This is a genomic window from Rhizobium sp. CF142, assembly GCF_000281145.1.
Taxonomy (GTDB): domain Bacteria; phylum Pseudomonadota; class Alphaproteobacteria; order Rhizobiales; family Rhizobiaceae; genus Rhizobium.
In genome coordinates, this window is sequence record NZ_AJWE01000097.1 from 1 (window position 1) to 16,496 (window position 16,496).

Genomic DNA, 16,496 nt, shown 5'->3' on the forward strand with positions numbered 1-16,496 from the left:
GATGACGGCAGCCGCCATCGCCGCCGAAGCCGGCGTGGACGATTTTCTCGCCCAGGCAACACCGGAGAACAAGCTGCAGCTTATCCGCGAGGAACAGGCAAAAGGCAAGCTGGTTGCCATGTGCGGCGACGGCACGAACGATGCTCCCGCCCTCGCACAGGCTGACGTTGGTGTCGCCATGAACACCGGCACGGTCGCTGCCCGCGAAGCCGGCAACATGGTCGACCTCGACAGCGATCCGACGAAGCTCATCGAGATCGTCGAAATCGGCAAGCAGTTGCTGATGACGCGCGGTGCGCTGACAACCTTCTCGATCGCCAACGACATCGCCAAATACTTTGCCATCATCCCGGCGATGTTCCTGACCTTCTATCCGCAGCTCGGCGTGCTCAATGTCATGGGCCTCGCCACGCCGCAGAGCGCCATCCTGTCGGCGATCATCTTCAATGCGCTGATCATCATCGCGCTGATCCCGCTGTCACTGAAGGGTGTGCGCTATCGTCCGATCGGCGCCGGCGCGCTGCTCTCCCGCAACCTGCTGATCTACGGTCTCGGCGGCATCATCGTCCCCTTCATCGGCATCAAGGCGATCGACATCGTCATCACGGCCGTCGGCCTCGCCTAAGGAGTTACAACAATGTTTAGAGAATTTCGTCCGGCAATCGTCATGATCGTTGCCACCACAGCTATCACCGGCCTTCTCTATCCGCTTGCCATGACGGGTGCCGCTCAGGCCATCTTCCCCTTCCAGGCAAATGGCAGCCTTATTGAAAAGGATGGAAAGGTCATCGGCTCCACGCTGATCGGCCAGGCCTTTACCAGCGACAAATATTTCCACGGCCGCCCGTCCGCCGCGGGCGACGGCTACAATGCCGCTGCATCCTCTGGCTCCAACCTCGGCCCAACCAGCCAGAAGCTGATCGACCGCGTGAAAGGCGACTATGAGGCTGCCAAGGCGACCAACCCGAATGCCGAGGTTCCCGCCGACCTCGTCACCGCTTCGGGCAGCGGCCTCGATCCGCACATCTCGCCGGATGCCGCCTATTTCCAGGTGCCGCGTGTCGCCAAGGCCCGCGGTGTCGATGAAGCCAAGGTCAAGGCGCTGGTCGATGCAGCCGTCACGGGCCGCGAACTCGGCCTGCTCGGCGAACCGACCGTCAATGTTCTGGCGTTGAACCAGAGCCTTGATGCTTCTATGACTCAGTAAAGGTTGAGAGCCCCGGAGCGCGGCAAGCGGGCCGGGGCTTGCTCGTGAAGAAAGACCGAACCGCATGCCAGACGACAACCGCGACCAGGCCGGCAGGCCCTCTCCCGATGCGCTTCTCGAAAAAGCCCGGGCGGAGTCGCGCGGGCGCCTGAAAATCTTCCTGGGTGCTGCACCCGGCGTCGGCAAGACCTATGAAATGCTGGTCTCCGGCCACGCCAAGATGGCCGATGGCCTCGACGTGGTGATCGGCGTCGTCGAAACCCATGGCCGCAAAGAGACCGAGGCGCTGCTTGCCGGTTTCGAAATTGTTCCGCGTGTGGAGATTGCCTATCGCGGCCAGTCGCTCGAAGAGATGGATCTCGATGCCATTCTCGCCCGCAAGCCCGATCTCGTTCTCGTCGACGAGCTCGCCCATACCAATGCCGAGGGCAGCCGCCATCCGAAGCGCTATCTCGATGTCAAGGAACTGCTCGACCGCGGTATCGATGTCTATTCGACGCTGAACATCCAGCATGTGGAGAGCCTGAACGACGTCGTTTCGCAGATCACCCGCATCCGGGTGCGCGAAACCGTGCCGGACTCTGTGATCGACATGGCTGATGACATCGAGATCATCGACCTGACACCCGACGACCTCATCAAGCGTCTTCACGATGGCAAGGTCTATGTGGCAAAGACCGCCGAGCGCGCGCTGACCAATTATTTCACGCCTGGCAACCTGACGGCGCTGCGCGAACTCGCCCTGCGCAAGACCGCCCAGCGCGTTGACGACCAGTTGCTGACCCATATGCAGGCGCATGCGATTTCCGGCCCGTGGGCCGCTGGCGAACGCGTGCTGGTGTCGATCGACGAGCATCCCCGCTCTGCCTCGCTGGTGCGCTATGCCTCGCGCATGGCCTCCCGCCTGCGTGGCCCCTGGGCCGCCGTCTATATCGAGACCAATCGCTCCATCAATCTGTCGGAAACGCAGCGAGACACGATCGCAGCCACCTTGCGGCTTGCCGAACAGCTCGGCGGTGAAGCAATCACCATTCCCGGCCGCGAAGTGACGGAAGAGCTGGTGCGCCACGCCACCGCCAACAACGTCACCCACATCGTTATCGGCGCCCCGAAGAAGCCGACCTGGCGCGAGGGGTGGTGGAACCGTTCGACGACCGACGAGCTGATCCGGCGGGCCGGCGATATCAGCGTTCATGTCATTTCCGGGAACGAGAAAGACACGGCTTCGCAGCGCGGCGTCAAGGCGGCTCCGAGCGCGCCGACGCTGAATTTCAGGGCCTATATCCTCTCGACGGCCTATGTCGCCGTTGCGCTGGCCGTTGGGGTGGTGCTCGACCAGGTTCTCGACGTGCGTAATCTGGCGCTCGTCTTTCTGATGGCTGTGCTGACGTCAGCAGTCATCCATGGGCTCAGGCCGGCGCTCTATACCTGTATCGTCAGCGCCCTCTCCTTCAACTTCTTCTTCCTGCCCCCGCGCTATACGCTGACGATCAGCGATCCTGAAAGCGTGCTGGCGCTCTTTTTCTTCCTCGGCGTTGCCGTCATCGCCTCCAACCTGACGGCCACGGTGCAGCGACAGGCAGTCGCCGCCCGGCAGAGGGCGCGAACGACGGAAGATCTCTATCTCTTTTCCAAGAAGCTCGCCGGCACCGGCACGCTCGATGACGTTCTCTGGGCAACCGCCTTCCAGATCGCTTCGATGCTCAAAGTGCGCGTCGTTCTGCTTCTGCCGGAGGATAATTCCATCGCGGTCAAAGCCGGTTATCCGCCCGACGATACGCTCGACGACGCCGATATTGCCGCCGCCCGCTGGGCCTGGGAGCACAATCATGCCGCCGGTCGCGGTGCCGATACTCTGCCCGGTGCCAAGCGCCTCTATGTACCGCTGCGCACCGGCCGCACCGCCGTCGGCGTCATCGGTCTCGACAGCGACCGCCGCGACGGCCCGCTGCTGACACCCGAGCAGCAGCGTCTTCTGGACGCTCTTGCGGACCAGGCCGCGCTCGCCATCGAGCGTGTCCAGCTCGTCGCCGATGTCGATCGCGCCAAGCTTGCGGCAGAAGCCGATCGCCTGCGGTCTGCCTTGTTGACCTCGATCTCACACGATCTGAAGACGCCGCTTGCGGCGATCCTCGGCGCATCCGGCACGCTTCGCGACTATTTCGATTCCATGCCGGCGGAGGATCGCACCGAACTTCTCTCGACCGTGGTCGATGAATCCGAGCGCCTCAACCGCTTCATCGCCAACCTGCTTGACATGACGAAGATCGAATCCGGTGCCATGGAACCGAATTATGCGCTGCACTACGCTGGCGACATCGCCGGCACCGCCTTGCGAAGGGCCGCCAAGATCCTCGACCACCACAGGACAGAGATGACGATCGCCGCCGACCTGCCCATGGTCCGCGTCGATCCCGTTCTCTTCGAACAGGTCCTTTTCAATCTGCTCGACAATGCCGCCAAATACGCGCCCGAGGGCTCTGTCATCCGCATCGAGGGTTGGGCGGATGCCGATAATGTCGTCGTACAGGTCTCCGACGAAGGCCCGGGCATTCCTCCTGCGGACCTCACCCGTGTCTTCGACACCTTCTACCGTGTGCGCAAGGGCGATCAGGTGCGCGCCGGCACCGGCCTCGGCCTCTCCATATGCCGGGGCTTCATCGAGGCAATGGGCGGGACGATCACCGCCGGCAATCGGACGGACCGGTCCGGGGCCGTCTTCACCATCCGCCTTCCCAAACCGAATGACATTCCCAAACTGGATGAACTCAAATGACCGGTTCAGCCGTCAAAATCCTCGTCGTCGACGACGAGCCCCCGATCCGCAAGCTTTTACGTGTCGGCCTCACCGCGCAAGGCTATGAAGTGCACGAAGCGCCGAATGCCGGTGCGGCCCGTCAGTCCGTCAAGGACGATCAGCCCGATCTCATCGTGCTCGATCTCGGCCTTCCCGACATGCCGGGCCATGACCTTTTGCAGGAATGGCGCGAGGACGGGCTCACTATGCCTGTCGTCATCCTCTCGAGCCGCACCGACGAGGCCGGCATCGTCAAGGCGCTGGAGAGCGGTGCCGACGACTATGTAACGAAGCCCTTCGGCGTCAACGAACTCGGTGCCCGTATCCGCGTGGCGCTCCGCCACCGGCTGCAGCAGCAGGGCGAAAAGGCGATCTTTCAGACGGGCGGGCTGTCAATCGATCTCGTCAAGCGCATCGTCAAGGTCGACGGCAGGGAGATCAAGCTGTCGCCGAAGGAATACGACATCCTGCGCGTACTCGCTCAGCATGCCGGCAAGGTGCTGACACATCAATTTCTTCTGAAGCAGGTATGGGGGCCGGCGGCGGACGTGCAGTATCTGCGCGTCTATGTGCGCCAGCTGCGGCAAAAGGTCGAGCAGATTCCCGACCAGCCACACTATATCACCACCGAGACCGGCGTCGGCTACCGTCTCCGTGAGCCTGACTGATACCTGCCGAAAACAGCATCGAGAATGAAATGAACCTCTCTAATATCATCCGGCCGGAGTACACCTTCATCGGCCTGTCGGTGACGACCAAATGGCGCGCGCTGCAGACGATTTCCGAAAAGGCCGGCAAGGCCTTCGGCATTGACGGCCAGACCGTGCTGAAAGCGCTTGAATCCCGGGAGAAGCTCGGCTCCACCGGCATCGGCAACGGCATTGCCGTTCCCCATGCGGCCATCAACGGTATGACGAGCCCACGCGGCCTGCTGATCCGTTTCGCGCAGCCGCTGGATTTCGATGCGATCGACGATATCCCGACGGACATCGCCTTCGTACTGCTCTTCGGGGAAAACAATCGCGGGGAATATCTGAACGTGCTTGCCGCTATCGCCCGCAGGCTTCAATCGGAAGGCGTCCTGGCGGCCATGCGCAAGGCCAGGAGTGTCGATGAATTCTACTCGGATTTCATCGCGGATTCGCGCGTGTAAGGAAAAATTCGCTTCCGACCTTCTCCCCGCCGAAGCGGGGGGAAGGCAAATCGAGAACAAGGGGCCGCTTCGGCCCCTTTTTATTAGAAGTCGCGCTGGAGACGCAGGAAACCGAAGGTTTCGTCGTCGCCGTCTTCTTCGTCGTGATACTGAAGGCTGAGCTTGCTGCGCAGATTTTCAACGATCTGGTAGTCGACGGTCACGCCGGTCGTGTAGGCGCTGCCGCCGCTGAAGCCCTTGCCGTCAGCATCGAGATCGATCTTGTCGAAGTACTGGAAGGCCGGGGTAACGGCCCACTTGTCGGTGAGCTTGACCTTGTACTCAGCAGCGATCGTCCATTCGGACTCTTCGTAGTAGTAGTTGGCGCCGCTAGCCCAGATGCCAGCGAGGCCGAGGGTGCCGGGGCCGATGTCGGCATACAGGATTGCGCGGATGGCGCCTTCTTCGTTGTCGGTATCGTAGCTACCAAGCAGGTAGCCGCTGAATGCACCGCTCTTGAAGGAAACCTGGGTTGCAACGCCGAAGTTGTTCGGGCCTTCGCCCGGCTTCTCGGCATAGGCTTCTTCAAGTTCGTCGAGCGAGATACCGGCCGTGAAGTTGTCGGTCTCGTACTGATAGCGGATCGAGTTGTGGGTCGTCTCGTTGCTCGAGAGCGTGTCCGTCTCGCCGCTCAGATCGTCATCCCACCAGCTGTACTGCTTACCAACGCGGAAGCCGGCGATATCGATGTAACCTTCATCGAGCGTGGTGGTCTGGTTGGTGGCGTTGTCAGCGTTGGTACGCAGCGTGATCACGCCCGTGAGCGTGCCGAACTCGGTGTCGTTCTTGGTCTGGAAGGTGACCTGACCACGGGTAACGGCATCCCAGTCGGAGTCGTTGGTGTCCCGATTGCCGCCGGCGTTCTGGCCGACGTTAACCTGGAAACGGATATAACCGCTGATCTGAAGGCAGGTTTCGGTGCCCGGGATGTAGAAGTAGCCAGTCCCGTAGGCGTCGCAAACGCGAACATATTCTACGGGTTCCGGCTCGGCTGCGACGATAGCGTCGGCTGCATGTGCTCCGGAAACCGCTGCAAGGGCGGCAACAGAGCCAAGAAGGATAGTTTTAATAGACATCAGAAAGACCTTTTACGGTTTGAAAGAGGCAAGCGGTGCTTCAAGGACACCCCCACCATCGGTCGCCGAATCCCAACGACCGGAAGTCCATGTAGGCACTCGAAAACGTCAGCGCTGCAAAAGATGACTAAAAATCGACACACCAATGTCACTTTCGGGATCGAACTGTGGCAGAAAAATCACGACTGTGGCGTTGCGCCTTAATTGGCCGCGGCCAACTGACAGCACGTCCCATTCGCAATCACCCGCTGAAAATGGGATGGCTTTCTAAGGTTGGTCCCCGGAACCGGAACAATCTTCGTTTCATTATACGACCTAGTTGATAGAGTTTAGCGCATAACCACGGAGGGTTCCCATGCAGACTTTAAGGCTCACCCGGCTCATCGCGGCCGCGGTCATGGCAGGCAGCTTTGCGATCGGCAGCGTCGCGCCGGCCTTCGCCGACCAGACGCTTCTGAACGTGTCCTATGATCCGACACGCGAATTGTATAAGGATTTCAACGTTGCCTTTGCCGCCAAGTGGCAGAAGGACACCGGTGAAACCGTGACGATCCAGTCATCGCACGGCGGCTCCGGCGCCCAGGCCCGCTCCGTCATCGACGGCCTCGACGCCGATGTCGTCACCCTCGCGCTCGAAGGCGATATCGACGCCATCGCCAAGAAGACCGGCAAGATCCCGGCCGACTGGAAGACCAAGTTCCCCAATAATTCGACGCCTTATACCTCGACGATCGTCTTCCTCGTCCGCAAGGGCAACCCGAAGGGTATCAAGGATTGGGGCGACCTGGTCAAGGAAGGCGTCCAGGTCATCACGCCTAACCCGAAGACCTCCGGCGGTGCCCGCTGGAACTTCCTGGCTGCCTGGGCATGGGCCAAACAGGCCAATGGCGGCGACGACGGCAAGGCGCAGGAATACGTGACGAAACTGCTGCAGCACGTTCCGGTTCTCGATACCGGCGCACGCGGCGCCACGACCACCTTCGTCCAGCGCGGCCTCGGCGATGTCCTGCTCGCCTGGGAAAATGAAGCCTATCTCTCGCTCGAAGAACTCGGCCCCGATCAGTTCGAGATCGTGACCCCCACCTTCTCGATCCGCGCCGATCCGCCTGTCGCAATCGTCGATGGCAACGTCGACAAGAAGGGCACCCGCAAGGTCGCGGAAGCTTATCTGAACTACCTTTATTCGGATGAAGGCCAGAAGATCGCGGCAAAGCATTATTACCGCCCGATCAAGCCGGAAGCAGCCGATCCGGCTGATATTGCCCGCTTCCCGAAGCTGACGCTCGCCACGATCGACGACTTCGGCGGCTGGAAGGATGCACAGCCGAAATTCTTCGGCGACGGCGGCGTATTTGACCAGATCTACAAGCCTGCCCAATAATAGGTCTTATGAGCGCACATAACCCCACACGGTGGCGGTTCAAGCGGCCGAGCGTCATTCCGGGTTTCGGACTGGCGCTCGGCCTTACCTTGATCTGGCTTACCCTCATCGTCCTTATCCCGCTGTCCGGCCTTGCCTGGCGGTCGAGCGCACTCGGCTGGGAGAAGTTCTTCGGCATTGCATTCGACCAGCGAACACTGAGCGCGCTGCGCATCAGCTTCGGCTGCGCCTTCATCGCCGCCTGTCTGAATGTCGTCTTTGGCGTCATCCTTGCCTGGGTCCTGGTACGTTACCGGTTCCCCGGCAAACGCATTATCGACGCCATGGTGGACTTGCCCTTCGCCCTGCCGACGGCCGTCGCCGGCATCGCACTGACAACCCTCTACGCTCCGAACGGCTGGGTCGGGCAGTTCCTGACGCCACTCGGCATCAAGATCGCCTTCACGCCGGCCGGTATCGTCGTCGCCCTCATCTTCGTCGGCCTGCCCTTCATCGTGCGAACGGTCCAGCCGGTTATGGAAGAGATCGACAAGGAAGTGGAGGAGGCTGCCGCCACACTCGGCGCCAATCGCTTCCAGACAATCGCACGCGTGCTGCTGCCGGGCCTTGCACCCGCAGTACTAACGGGTTTCGCCCTTGCCTTCGCCCGCGCCGTCGGTGAATACGGCTCGGTCATCTTCATTGCCGGCAACCTGCCGTTCAAATCGGAAATCGCCCCGCTGCTGATCATCATCAAGCTCGAAGAATACAACTACGCGGCGGCAACCGGCATTGCGGCGATCATGCTGGTCATCTCCTTCACGATGTTGCTCGTCATCAATCTCATCCAGAGCTGGAGCAGACGGAGGTACGGTTATGGCGTCTAGTGCTATCCCAAACGCCGCATCGGCTGAACAGCACAAGCTCCATTCGGCGGTCACCGAAAGCAAGGCCGCCCGCATCGTGCTGGTCGTGGTCTCGCTGCTCTTCCTGCTATTAATCCTGCTTCTGCCGCTGGCGGCAGTCTTCGTCGAGGCCTTCCGCAAGGGGATCGGTTCATTTTTCACGGCCCTTCAAGATGCCGAAACCTTCTCGGCCATCCGCCTGACACTGATCGTCGCCGGCATCAGCGTGCCTTTGAACCTTACCTTCGGCTTAGCCGCCGCCTGGGCCATCGCCAAGTTCGAATTCAAGGGCAAGGCGTTCCTGACCACACTGATCGATCTGCCCTTCTCGGTTTCACCCGTTATCTCGGGCCTTGTCTTCGTGTTGCTCTTCGGCGCCAACACCTGGCTCGGCCAGTGGCTGAGCGCAAACGACGTCAAGATCCTGTTTGCGGCGCCGGGGCTGATCCTCGCCACCATGTTCGTCACTTTCCCCTTCGTTGCGCGCGAGCTCATTCCGCTCATGCAGGAACAGGGAACGCAGGATGAGGAGGCGGCCCTTTCGCTTGGCGCGAGCGGCTGGCAAGCCTTCTGGCACGTCACGCTGCCGAACATCAAATGGGGCTTGCTCTACGGCGTGCTGCTCTGCAATGCCCGCGCCATGGGTGAGTTCGGCGCCGTGTCGGTCGTATCGGGCCATATTCGCGGGCAGACCAACACGATGCCGTTGCAGGTGGAAATCCTCTACAACGAGTATAATTTCACCGGGGCCTTTGCGGTCGCTTCGCTTCTGGCCTTGCTTGCCCTCGTAACACTTGTTTTGAAGACGCTGCTGGAAATGCGCTATAGCGCCGAAATCGCCGCCAGCCGGCGGCACTGAAGGAATTAGAATGGAAGTACGCGTCCAAAACATACGCAAGGAATTCGACCGCTTTCCGGCGCTGCACGATGTCTCGCTCGATATCCGCTCAGGTGAATTGATCGCATTGCTCGGCCCCTCCGGCTCCGGCAAGACCACGCTTCTGCGCCTTATCGCCGGCCTTGAAAGCCCGACCGAGGGCCAGATCTTCTTCGGCGAAGAGGATGCGTCGAGGAAAACAGTCCAGCAGCGCAATATCGGCTTCGTGTTCCAGCACTATGCGCTTTTCCGCCATATGACAGTGCTCGACAACGTCTCCTTCGGCCTGAAGGTGCGCAATGCGTCGCGCCGTCCGCCGAAGGCGGAAATCCGCAAGCGAGCGCTGGAACTGCTCGACCTCGTACAGCTTTCGGGTCTTGAAAAGCGCTATCCGGCGCAGCTTTCCGGCGGCCAGCGCCAGCGCGTGGCCCTTGCCCGCGCCATGGCGGTCGAGCCGAACGTCCTGCTGCTCGACGAGCCCTTCGGCGCGCTCGATGCGCAAGTGCGCAAGGACCTACGCAAATGGCTACGCGAAATCCATGACCGCACCGGCCACACCACCGTCTTCGTCACCCACGATCAGGACGAGGCGATGGAGCTTGCCGACCGCGTCGTCGTCATGAGCCAGGGTGCAATCGAGCAGGTCGGCACGCCGGACCAGGTCTATGACAGCCCCAACTCGCCCTTCGTCTTCGGCTTCGTCGGCCAGTCGAACTGCCTGCAGGTGGAGGTCGCCGGCGGCGATATCCACTTCGAGGGCCGCTCGCTCGGCCTCAATGCCGAGAGCGAGGCCGATGGCGCTGCACAGCTCTATTTCCGCCCGCACGATGTCCGGCTCTGCGAATCCGCCGAGAACTGCATCGCCGGCCAACCGGTCGCCAGCCGGCGCGTCGCGGGCACCCGCCATATCGAACTCGACATCGGCAAGGACCGCCCGCATATCGAAATCGAGCTTCCGCCGAGCGAGGCCGACAGGCTCGACCGGTCGCGCGTCGCCTTCAAGCCAACACGCTGGAAGCTTTTCCGGAATTGACATCCCCCAACACCGGTTCCCGCCAGAATCGCATTTCGGCGGGAACCCTTTGTTATTTTTGTGATCTCCGGTTGTTTGTATTTTTGTCACATGCCGGGTAAAACGTTTTCGCTTAGATCGAAAAGGGCTGGACTAATTCCAATAGGAGGCACCTGGCGTTGAGGGCGGAGATTTCCTTTGGAAAATCCCTGGTCGGGATTTTATTCGTAGGACTGGCAGCCGCGAGCTGCACGACGACACCGAAACCGGCGACAGCGCCGGTTAAAGCCAAATCGAAACAGGTTCAACCGGCAAAAGTCACTTTCAATTACACCACAAAAGATCGCGACTGCCTGAAGCGGGCGATGTACTTCGAATCGCAGCATTCGGATGAGGATGGCTATCTGGCCGTCGGCAGTGTGGTTATGAACAGGCTGACCTCCGGCGCCTATGCTGACTCCATTTGTGGCATCGTCGCCCAGAAGAAGCAGTTTGCGCCTGGCGTCATGACGCGCGAGGTCAAGCCGCAGGCAGAGCCGGAGCTTGCGACCGCGGCTGACGCGATCCTGAAGGGCGAGCGCCATCCGGCCGTGAAGGACGCGATGTTCTTCCACACCGCAGGATTGAAATTTCCTTACAATAACATGCACTATGTGACGGTCGCGGGCGGCAACGCCTTCTACGAGAAGCGCGACGAAGATGGAACGCTCGAAACGCCGCCACCGCTGCCGTCATATGAAGTCGCGATGAACTATGTACCCGGCGAGAGTATGCTGCCGCCACAGTTCGAGGTGCTGATCCCGTCAGATGTTCCGGTACCGATCCCGTCCCCAGACCCCGCGCCGACGGCAAGTACCAACCCGTTGCCGATACCAGCAGCGACCGCGATCGAGCCTGAACCCGGCACGCCGATCGCCATCCCGACACCGCGCCCTGCCTATGACAGCGTGATGCTGCGGCCAGGCATTTCGGCAAACGGCGGCTGATTGCGGAAGAATGAAGAGCGCTAGGCGCGCTCTTCCCAGACCTTCGCAAGCTCCACGATCGTCCTGACAGCCTTTTCCATATCCTGGCGGCTGATCCATTCGAGCGGCGAGTGGAAGGCGTGACCGCCAGCGAAAATGTTGGGGCACGGCAGACCCATGAAGGAAAGACGCGAGCCGTCAGTGCCGCCGCGGATGCTGCCGCGCACCGGCGTCATGTCCGCCCGGCGTACCGCCTCGACAGCGTTCTCGACGATCTCAGGATGACGGTCGAGCACCACCTTCATATTGCGGTACTGTTCCTTCACGTCGAAACGATAGGTCGAGCCCGGATAGGCCTTCATCACATCCTTGACGATCGCTTCGAGCATGGTCTCCTTTTCGGTCAGACCCTCGTCGGTGAAATCGCGAATGATGAGGCTGATCGCAGCCTTTTCCATCGAGCCAGCCACCCCCGTCGGATGGATGAAGCCCTGCTTCCCCTCAGTCGTTTCCGGGGTAATCTCCTTCGGCAGCCGGTCGATAATCGCGCCGGCGATCTTGATGGCATTTTCCATCCGGTCCTTGGCAAAACCCGGATGGATTGCCACGCCGGCGATGACGATATCGACGCTATCGGCCGAGAAAGTCTCGTCCTCGATATGGCCGGCGGTTTCGCCATCCATCGTATAGGCAAATTCCGCGCCGAGCTTCTTCAGATCGACCTTGTTGACGCCACGGCCGACCTCTTCGTCCGGCGTAAACAGGATCTTGATCGTCCCATGCTTGATCCCGGGATTATTGACGAGGATCTGCGCGGCGGCCACGATTTCCGCCAGGCCCGCCTTGTCGTCGGCGCCGAGCAAGGTCGTTCCATCGGTCGTAACGATATCGTTGCCGATCTGGTTCTTCAGCTCAGGATGTTCTGAAACACGGATCACCCGGCTCGGATCACCGGGAAGCTGGATATCCCCGCCCGCATAGGCCTTCACCATCTGCGGTTTGACGTTCTTGCCGGTGAAGTCGGGCGCAGTATCCATATGCGAGCAGAAGCAGATGACCGGCACGCTCTTGTCGGTATTGGCCGGAATGGTCGCATAAACATAGCCGTACTCATCGAGATGCGCATCCGAAAGGCCGATCTCCTGGAGTTCCTCAACCAGAACCCGGCCGAGATCCTTCTGTTTTTCGGTGGTCGGCTGCGCGGATGAGGCGGGATCGGATTGGGTGTCGATGACGACATAGCGGAGAAAACGGTCGAGAACAGTGTCTGTCATAATATCCATTCCAGCATGATCATCATCTGATCATATAGCCATCGAAGACCCTGTGATGAAAGCTCTTTTCCGCTCCCTGCGGACTAAGCGCGGGCGAGTGTCTGCATCGATACCACATGCGATAGCAGCCGGTCGTTCCTGACCTCGTGGACCAGAAAGGAGGAAGCGTCAAGAACGGCAAGATCAGCCTGATCCCTGAGAAGAAGCGGATTGGGCGGGCAAAGCGAACCGCATGTCTGGAGGGCGATCAAGCCCACCCTGCTGGAAACTGGCCGGTGAACATGGCCGCAGAGAATTCCAAGTGGCGGACGTCCCCCCGCGTTCAAAAGCTCGAGAAGTGCATCGGCATTTCTGCACCCGACCTGATCGAGCACTTCTATGCCGATGCCGAACGGCGGCTGGTGCATGAAGAGGAGAAAGGGCGTCGCAACATCGGCGAGCCTGCTCTTCAGCCACGACAGATGCGGCCGGATATCGCCATGGCTTTGGCCGGCTACCGTTACATCGACGCCAACAAGGGTCGCGTCATTGAGAGCAGCCTGGAAATGCATCGACCCCGACGTGCCTGCCCACTTGCCAACTTCGGCAAGCTCGGCTCGCATCACCGATTGATCATCACCGTTACCCGGCAAGAGATAAGTGGGAAAATCCAGCGCCTGCAGGCTTTCCGCAATCTGGCGATAGCCCCGTTGCCATCCGTCGTCCACCAGATCACCGGTCAGGACAAGCGCATCCGGCCGGAAAGCCTTCAACCAATCGATTGCTCTTTCGAATGCGAGCAGCGACGGACTATCTGGACTGGCATGGATATCGGATATCTGCGCAACAAGCATATCGCCCCCCTCGCTCCCTGAGGAAGGCAGTATGCCGAAAGCGACAGTTGCATTCTATCGCCTTCCTTCCGTTCAATCGACGCGATTGCCCTCACCGTTGAACACATGCAGATGCTTGGCCGGAAAGGCGACATTGACCTTCGGTCCCGCACTCAGCGCCTCACGATCGAGCGTGAAGATCTTGAACGGCAGGCCATGCAGCGAAAGATGCAGGATGATGCCGAAGCCGGTCGGCTCGACGAGCTCGACATCGGCGGTAATCCCGGCCCCATTATTTGTCATGACGACATGTTCAGGCCGGATGCCAAGCGTCACCTTTTCACCGTTCGACAAGGGCAGCGACGTGTTGAGCGGCACAATCGTGCCGTCCTTCAGCTTCACGCCGCCTGCGTCATAACTCGCCTCGAGGAAGTTCATGCCGGGCGAGCCTATGAAGCCCGCAACGAAGAGGTTGGCGGGGCGATCGTAAAGCTCCAAGGGGCTGCCGACCTGCTGCACGACCCCGCCATGCATGGCGACGATCCGGTCCGCCAGCGTCATCGCCTCGATCTGGTCGTGGGTCACGTAGATCGAGGTTGCCTTGAGGTCGCCATGCAGTTTCTTGATTTCGGCGCGCATCTGCTCGCGCAGGCGCGCATCGAGGTTCGACAGCGGCTCGTCGAACAGGAAAGCCTTCGGCTGGCGCACGATGGCTCGGCCCATGGCGACACGCTGGCGCTGGCCGCCGGACAGCGCCTTCGGCCGCCGTTCGAGCAGTGGATCGAGGCCGAGCTTGGAGGCGGCACTTGCCACCGCGCTGGCGATCTTTTCCTTCGCCGTCTTCCTGAGCTTCAGGCTGTAGCTCATATTGCCGGCGACATTCATGTGCGGATAGAGCGCATAGGACTGGAACACCATGGCGATGTCGCGGTCTTTCGGATGCAGCTCGTTGACGCGATTGCCGGCAATGCGGATCTCGCCGGCGGTTACCTCTTCGAGGCCCGCAATCATGCGGAGCAAGGTCGACTTGCCGCAACCGGACGGGCCGACCAGTACGACGAATTCGCCGTCCTTGATCTCCAGGTCGACGCCCTGCAAGACAGGAAAATGACCGTAGGATTTCTGGATATTCTTGATGTCGATCGATGCCATATGACTAACCCTTGACCGCACCGGCCGTCAGGCCCTGCACGAGATAACGCTGGATGAGCAGGAAGAAGAGGCCGGCTGGAATGAGCGCCATGATGCCCGCCGCCATCATCTGCCCGAAATCCACGGAGAATTTCGAAACGAAGGTGAGAAGACCAACCGGGAAGGTCGCCGCATCATTGCCGTTGATCAGCATCAGCGCGAAGAGAAGCTCACTCCAGGCCGCCGTGAAGACGAAACCGAGGGTCGCCGCAATGCCTGGCAGCGTTAGCGGCAGGATGATCTGCCGGAAGGCCGTGAACTGGGTGGCGCCATCGATCATCGCCGCCTCCTCGAGATCCTTCGGAATGCCGTCGAAGAAGGACTGCATCAGGAAGGTCGCGAAGGGCACGTTGAACGCAGTGTAGACGATGACGAGGCCGGTCAGGCTGTTCGTAAGATGCAGCGGCGACAGGATCTTGAAGATTGGCGCCACCAGCATGACGAGCGGGAACATCTGGGTCAGCAGCATCAGCGCCACGATCCAGTATTTCGCCCGGAAGGTGAAGCGCGACAGCGCATAACCGGATAGCGAGGCACAGATCGTCACCGTGATAGCCGTCGAAGCCGAGACGATAAGGCTGTTCTTGAAGAAGGTCGGGAAGGCGCTGTGTTCCAGTACGAAGCTGTAATGCTCCCATGTGGTCCGAGACGGCCACATACGCACACCCTCCGTATAGAGCAGATCATTCGGCGTGACCGAGACCTTCAAGAGCCAGAAGAGCGGGAACAACGCAAAGATGACATAGGCGAGGATCGCCAGACGGTGTGCGACAATCGGAAGAATGGAATGTCTCATGGCTCAATCCTTGGCCAGCAGGCTCTGCCGCAGCAGGATGATCAGCATGGAATAGGCGAGAAGCAGCACCAGCAGCACCAGCGCGATTGCCGATGCATATCCGAAATCGAGCCGCTTGAAGGCCTGGGTGAAAATGTAGCTGGCGACGATCTGCGTCCTGTCCGCCGGGCCGCCGCCGGTCATGACGACGATAAGATCGGCGAAATTCGAAATCCAGACGGTACGCAGCATGACGGTAATGGCGATCGTCGGCGCCAGGAAAGGCAGGGTGATCGAGCGGAAGCGCTGGAACCAGCCGGCACCATCGATCGAGGCAGCCTCATAGAGATCGCGCGGGATCGCCTGCAGGGCAGCAAGCAGCGTGATCGCAAAGAAGGGAATCCCCCACCAGACATTGGCAATGATCGGCCCCCACATCGCATATTGCGGATCAGAAAGGATGTTGTTCGGCTCGCTCATCAGCCCGAGCGCAAAAAGCCAGTGTGGGATAGGCCCGATGACGGGGTTGAAAAGCCAGGCCCAATTGAGGCCGGCAAGGAATGACGGCACCGCCCAGGGGAGGAAGACGAGAGCCTGGATGACCCCCCTGCCCCAGAATGGCTTGTCGAGTAGGAGGGCGAGGATCAGACCGAAGATGAATTGCAGGATGACGGAAGCGCCAGTCCACCACAGCGTATTGCGGAGCGCGCCGTAAAAGGCCTTGTCCTGGGAAAGCTCGCGGAAATGCTCCAGCCCAATGAAGCCACCCGAGAAGGGATTGAGAAGCTGGATATCGCGGAAGGCATAGGAGACGCCGATAACCAGCGGCACCAGCATCACCGCAATGATCAGGATCAGCGAGGGCGCGCTATAGAGATAGGGACCAGAGGCGTCGGCCAGGCGGCGCAGCCATGGTCGGCGGTCGTGGCGCATCTCGAGCGTGTCGGCGGTGATGGTCATTTACCCGATACTTCCCCTTGCGGCGCTTCGGCGCGCCGTCTGTCGTTGCATGACCGGCGGCGGAAGATCTCCGCCGCCGTTTGCGATTTTGGC

At 60.5% G+C, this 16,496-nt stretch carries 16 protein-coding genes; 10 read left to right on the forward strand and 6 right to left on the reverse strand.

Features of this window, described 5'->3' with window-relative positions; genetic code table 11:
• The 5 genes from PMI11_RS20680 to PMI11_RS20700 form a co-directional block, all read left to right on the forward strand.
• On the forward strand, window positions 1-625 hold a 625-nt coding region (locus PMI11_RS20680), incomplete at its 5' end, for an HAD-IC family P-type ATPase (RefSeq protein WP_007820885.1).
• Window positions 626-637: 12 nt separating this feature from the next.
• Window positions 638-1,207 carry a potassium-transporting ATPase subunit KdpC gene (gene kdpC, locus PMI11_RS20685; RefSeq protein ID WP_007820886.1) on the forward strand — a complete coding sequence of 190 codons (570 nt, stop codon included), beginning with the start codon at window positions 638-640 and terminating at the stop codon, window positions 1,205-1,207.
• Window positions 1,208-1,271: 64 nt separating this feature from the next.
• Window positions 1,272-3,983 carry a sensor histidine kinase gene (locus PMI11_RS20690; RefSeq protein WP_007820887.1) on the forward strand — a complete coding sequence of 904 codons (2,712 nt, stop codon included), beginning with the start codon at window positions 1,272-1,274 and terminating at the stop codon, window positions 3,981-3,983.
• Window positions 3,980-4,672: a response regulator transcription factor gene (locus PMI11_RS20695; protein WP_007820889.1), complete on the forward strand. Its 693-nt coding sequence runs from the start codon at window positions 3,980-3,982 to the stop codon at window positions 4,670-4,672. The genes PMI11_RS20690 and PMI11_RS20695 overlap by 4 nt, the downstream gene beginning before the upstream one ends.
• Window positions 4,673-4,701: 29 nt before the next feature.
• Window positions 4,702-5,157, forward strand: a complete 456-nt coding sequence (locus PMI11_RS20700) for a PTS sugar transporter subunit IIA (protein ID WP_007820891.1) — start codon at window positions 4,702-4,704, stop codon at window positions 5,155-5,157.
• A gap of 83 nt (window positions 5,158-5,240) precedes the next feature.
• Here the strand turns inward: PMI11_RS20700 and PMI11_RS20705 are convergent, their stop codons facing one another.
• A complete protein-coding gene (locus PMI11_RS20705) occupies window positions 5,241-6,272 on the reverse strand; it encodes a porin (protein WP_007820893.1) in 1,032 nt (343 codons plus the stop codon).
• A 355-nt stretch (window positions 6,273-6,627) separates the two neighbouring features.
• Here PMI11_RS20705 and PMI11_RS20710 point away from each other — a divergent pair, with 355 nt between their 5' ends.
• From PMI11_RS20710 to PMI11_RS20730, 5 genes are all read left to right on the forward strand, one after another.
• Window positions 6,628-7,653, forward strand: a complete 1,026-nt coding sequence (locus PMI11_RS20710; protein WP_007820896.1) for a sulfate ABC transporter substrate-binding protein — start codon at window positions 6,628-6,630, stop codon at window positions 7,651-7,653.
• Window positions 7,654-7,661: 8 nt separating this feature from the next.
• Window positions 7,662-8,519, forward strand: a complete 858-nt coding sequence (cysT, locus tag PMI11_RS20715; protein ID WP_007820897.1) for a sulfate ABC transporter permease subunit CysT — start codon at window positions 7,662-7,664, stop codon at window positions 8,517-8,519.
• 4 nt (window positions 8,520-8,523) lie between these two features.
• A complete protein-coding gene (cysW, locus tag PMI11_RS20720) occupies window positions 8,524-9,396 on the forward strand; it encodes a sulfate ABC transporter permease subunit CysW (protein ID WP_202803158.1) in 873 nt (290 codons plus the stop codon).
• 10 nt (window positions 9,397-9,406) lie between these two features.
• Window positions 9,407-10,447, forward strand: a complete 1,041-nt coding sequence (locus PMI11_RS20725; RefSeq protein ID WP_007820899.1) for a sulfate/molybdate ABC transporter ATP-binding protein — start codon at window positions 9,407-9,409, stop codon at window positions 10,445-10,447.
• Between the two features lie 158 nt (window positions 10,448-10,605).
• On the forward strand, window positions 10,606-11,412 hold the full coding sequence (locus PMI11_RS20730; RefSeq protein WP_007820900.1) for a cell wall hydrolase: 807 nt from the start codon (window positions 10,606-10,608) through the stop codon (window positions 11,410-11,412).
• A gap of 20 nt (window positions 11,413-11,432) precedes the next feature.
• Here the strand turns inward: PMI11_RS20730 and pepT are convergent, their stop codons facing one another.
• From pepT to PMI11_RS20755, 5 genes are all read right to left on the reverse strand, one after another.
• Window positions 11,433-12,665: a peptidase T gene (gene pepT, locus PMI11_RS20735; protein WP_007820901.1), complete on the reverse strand. Its 1,233-nt coding sequence runs from the start codon at window positions 12,663-12,665 to the stop codon at window positions 11,433-11,435.
• An 83-nt stretch (window positions 12,666-12,748) separates the two neighbouring features.
• Complete coding sequence (locus PMI11_RS20740; protein WP_007820902.1) at window positions 12,749-13,498, reverse strand: metallophosphoesterase; 750 nt, start codon at window positions 13,496-13,498, stop codon at window positions 12,749-12,751.
• Between the two features lie 72 nt (window positions 13,499-13,570).
• Complete coding sequence (ugpC, locus tag PMI11_RS20745; RefSeq protein ID WP_007820903.1) at window positions 13,571-14,629, reverse strand: ABC transporter ATP-binding protein; 1,059 nt, start codon at window positions 14,627-14,629, stop codon at window positions 13,571-13,573.
• Window positions 14,630-14,633: 4 nt separating this feature from the next.
• Window positions 14,634-15,464, reverse strand: a complete 831-nt coding sequence (locus tag PMI11_RS20750) for a carbohydrate ABC transporter permease (protein WP_007820905.1) — start codon at window positions 15,462-15,464, stop codon at window positions 14,634-14,636.
• A 3-nt stretch (window positions 15,465-15,467) separates the two neighbouring features.
• Window positions 15,468-16,403, reverse strand: coding sequence for a carbohydrate ABC transporter permease (locus PMI11_RS20755; RefSeq protein WP_007820907.1), 936 nt, complete (start codon window positions 16,401-16,403; stop codon window positions 15,468-15,470).
• Window positions 16,404-16,496 lie beyond the last annotated feature (93 nt).

Bases quoted from the DNA above. Each gene is read 5' to 3' on its own strand.
- PMI11_RS20710 (WP_007820896.1), top strand. From the start codon at position 6,628: ATGCAGACTTTAAGGCTCACCCGGCTCATCGCGGCCGCGGTCATGGCA.
- kdpC (WP_007820886.1), top strand. From the start codon at position 638: ATGTTTAGAGAATTTCGTCCGGCAATCGTCATGATCGTTGCCACCACA.
- PMI11_RS20695 (WP_007820889.1), top strand. From the start codon at position 3,980: ATGACCGGTTCAGCCGTCAAAATCCTCGTCGTCGACGACGAGCCCCCG.
- PMI11_RS20690 (WP_007820887.1), top strand. From the start codon at position 1,272: ATGCCAGACGACAACCGCGACCAGGCCGGCAGGCCCTCTCCCGATGCG.
- PMI11_RS20700 (WP_007820891.1), top strand. From the start codon at position 4,702: ATGAACCTCTCTAATATCATCCGGCCGGAGTACACCTTCATCGGCCTG.
- PMI11_RS20705 (WP_007820893.1), bottom strand. From the start codon at position 6,272: ATGTCTATTAAAACTATCCTTCTTGGCTCTGTTGCCGCCCTTGCAGCG.
- PMI11_RS20740 (WP_007820902.1), bottom strand. From the start codon at position 13,498: ATGCTTGTTGCGCAGATATCCGATATCCATGCCAGTCCAGATAGTCCG.
- cysT (WP_007820897.1), top strand. From the start codon at position 7,662: ATGAGCGCACATAACCCCACACGGTGGCGGTTCAAGCGGCCGAGCGTC.
- PMI11_RS20750 (WP_007820905.1), bottom strand. From the start codon at position 15,464: ATGAGACATTCCATTCTTCCGATTGTCGCACACCGTCTGGCGATCCTC.
- ugpC (WP_007820903.1), bottom strand. From the start codon at position 14,629: ATGGCATCGATCGACATCAAGAATATCCAGAAATCCTACGGTCATTTT.
- PMI11_RS20725 (WP_007820899.1), top strand. From the start codon at position 9,407: ATGGAAGTACGCGTCCAAAACATACGCAAGGAATTCGACCGCTTTCCG.
- PMI11_RS20755 (WP_007820907.1), bottom strand. From the start codon at position 16,403: ATGACCATCACCGCCGACACGCTCGAGATGCGCCACGACCGCCGACCA.
- pepT (WP_007820901.1), bottom strand. From the start codon at position 12,665: ATGACAGACACTGTTCTCGACCGTTTTCTCCGCTATGTCGTCATCGAC.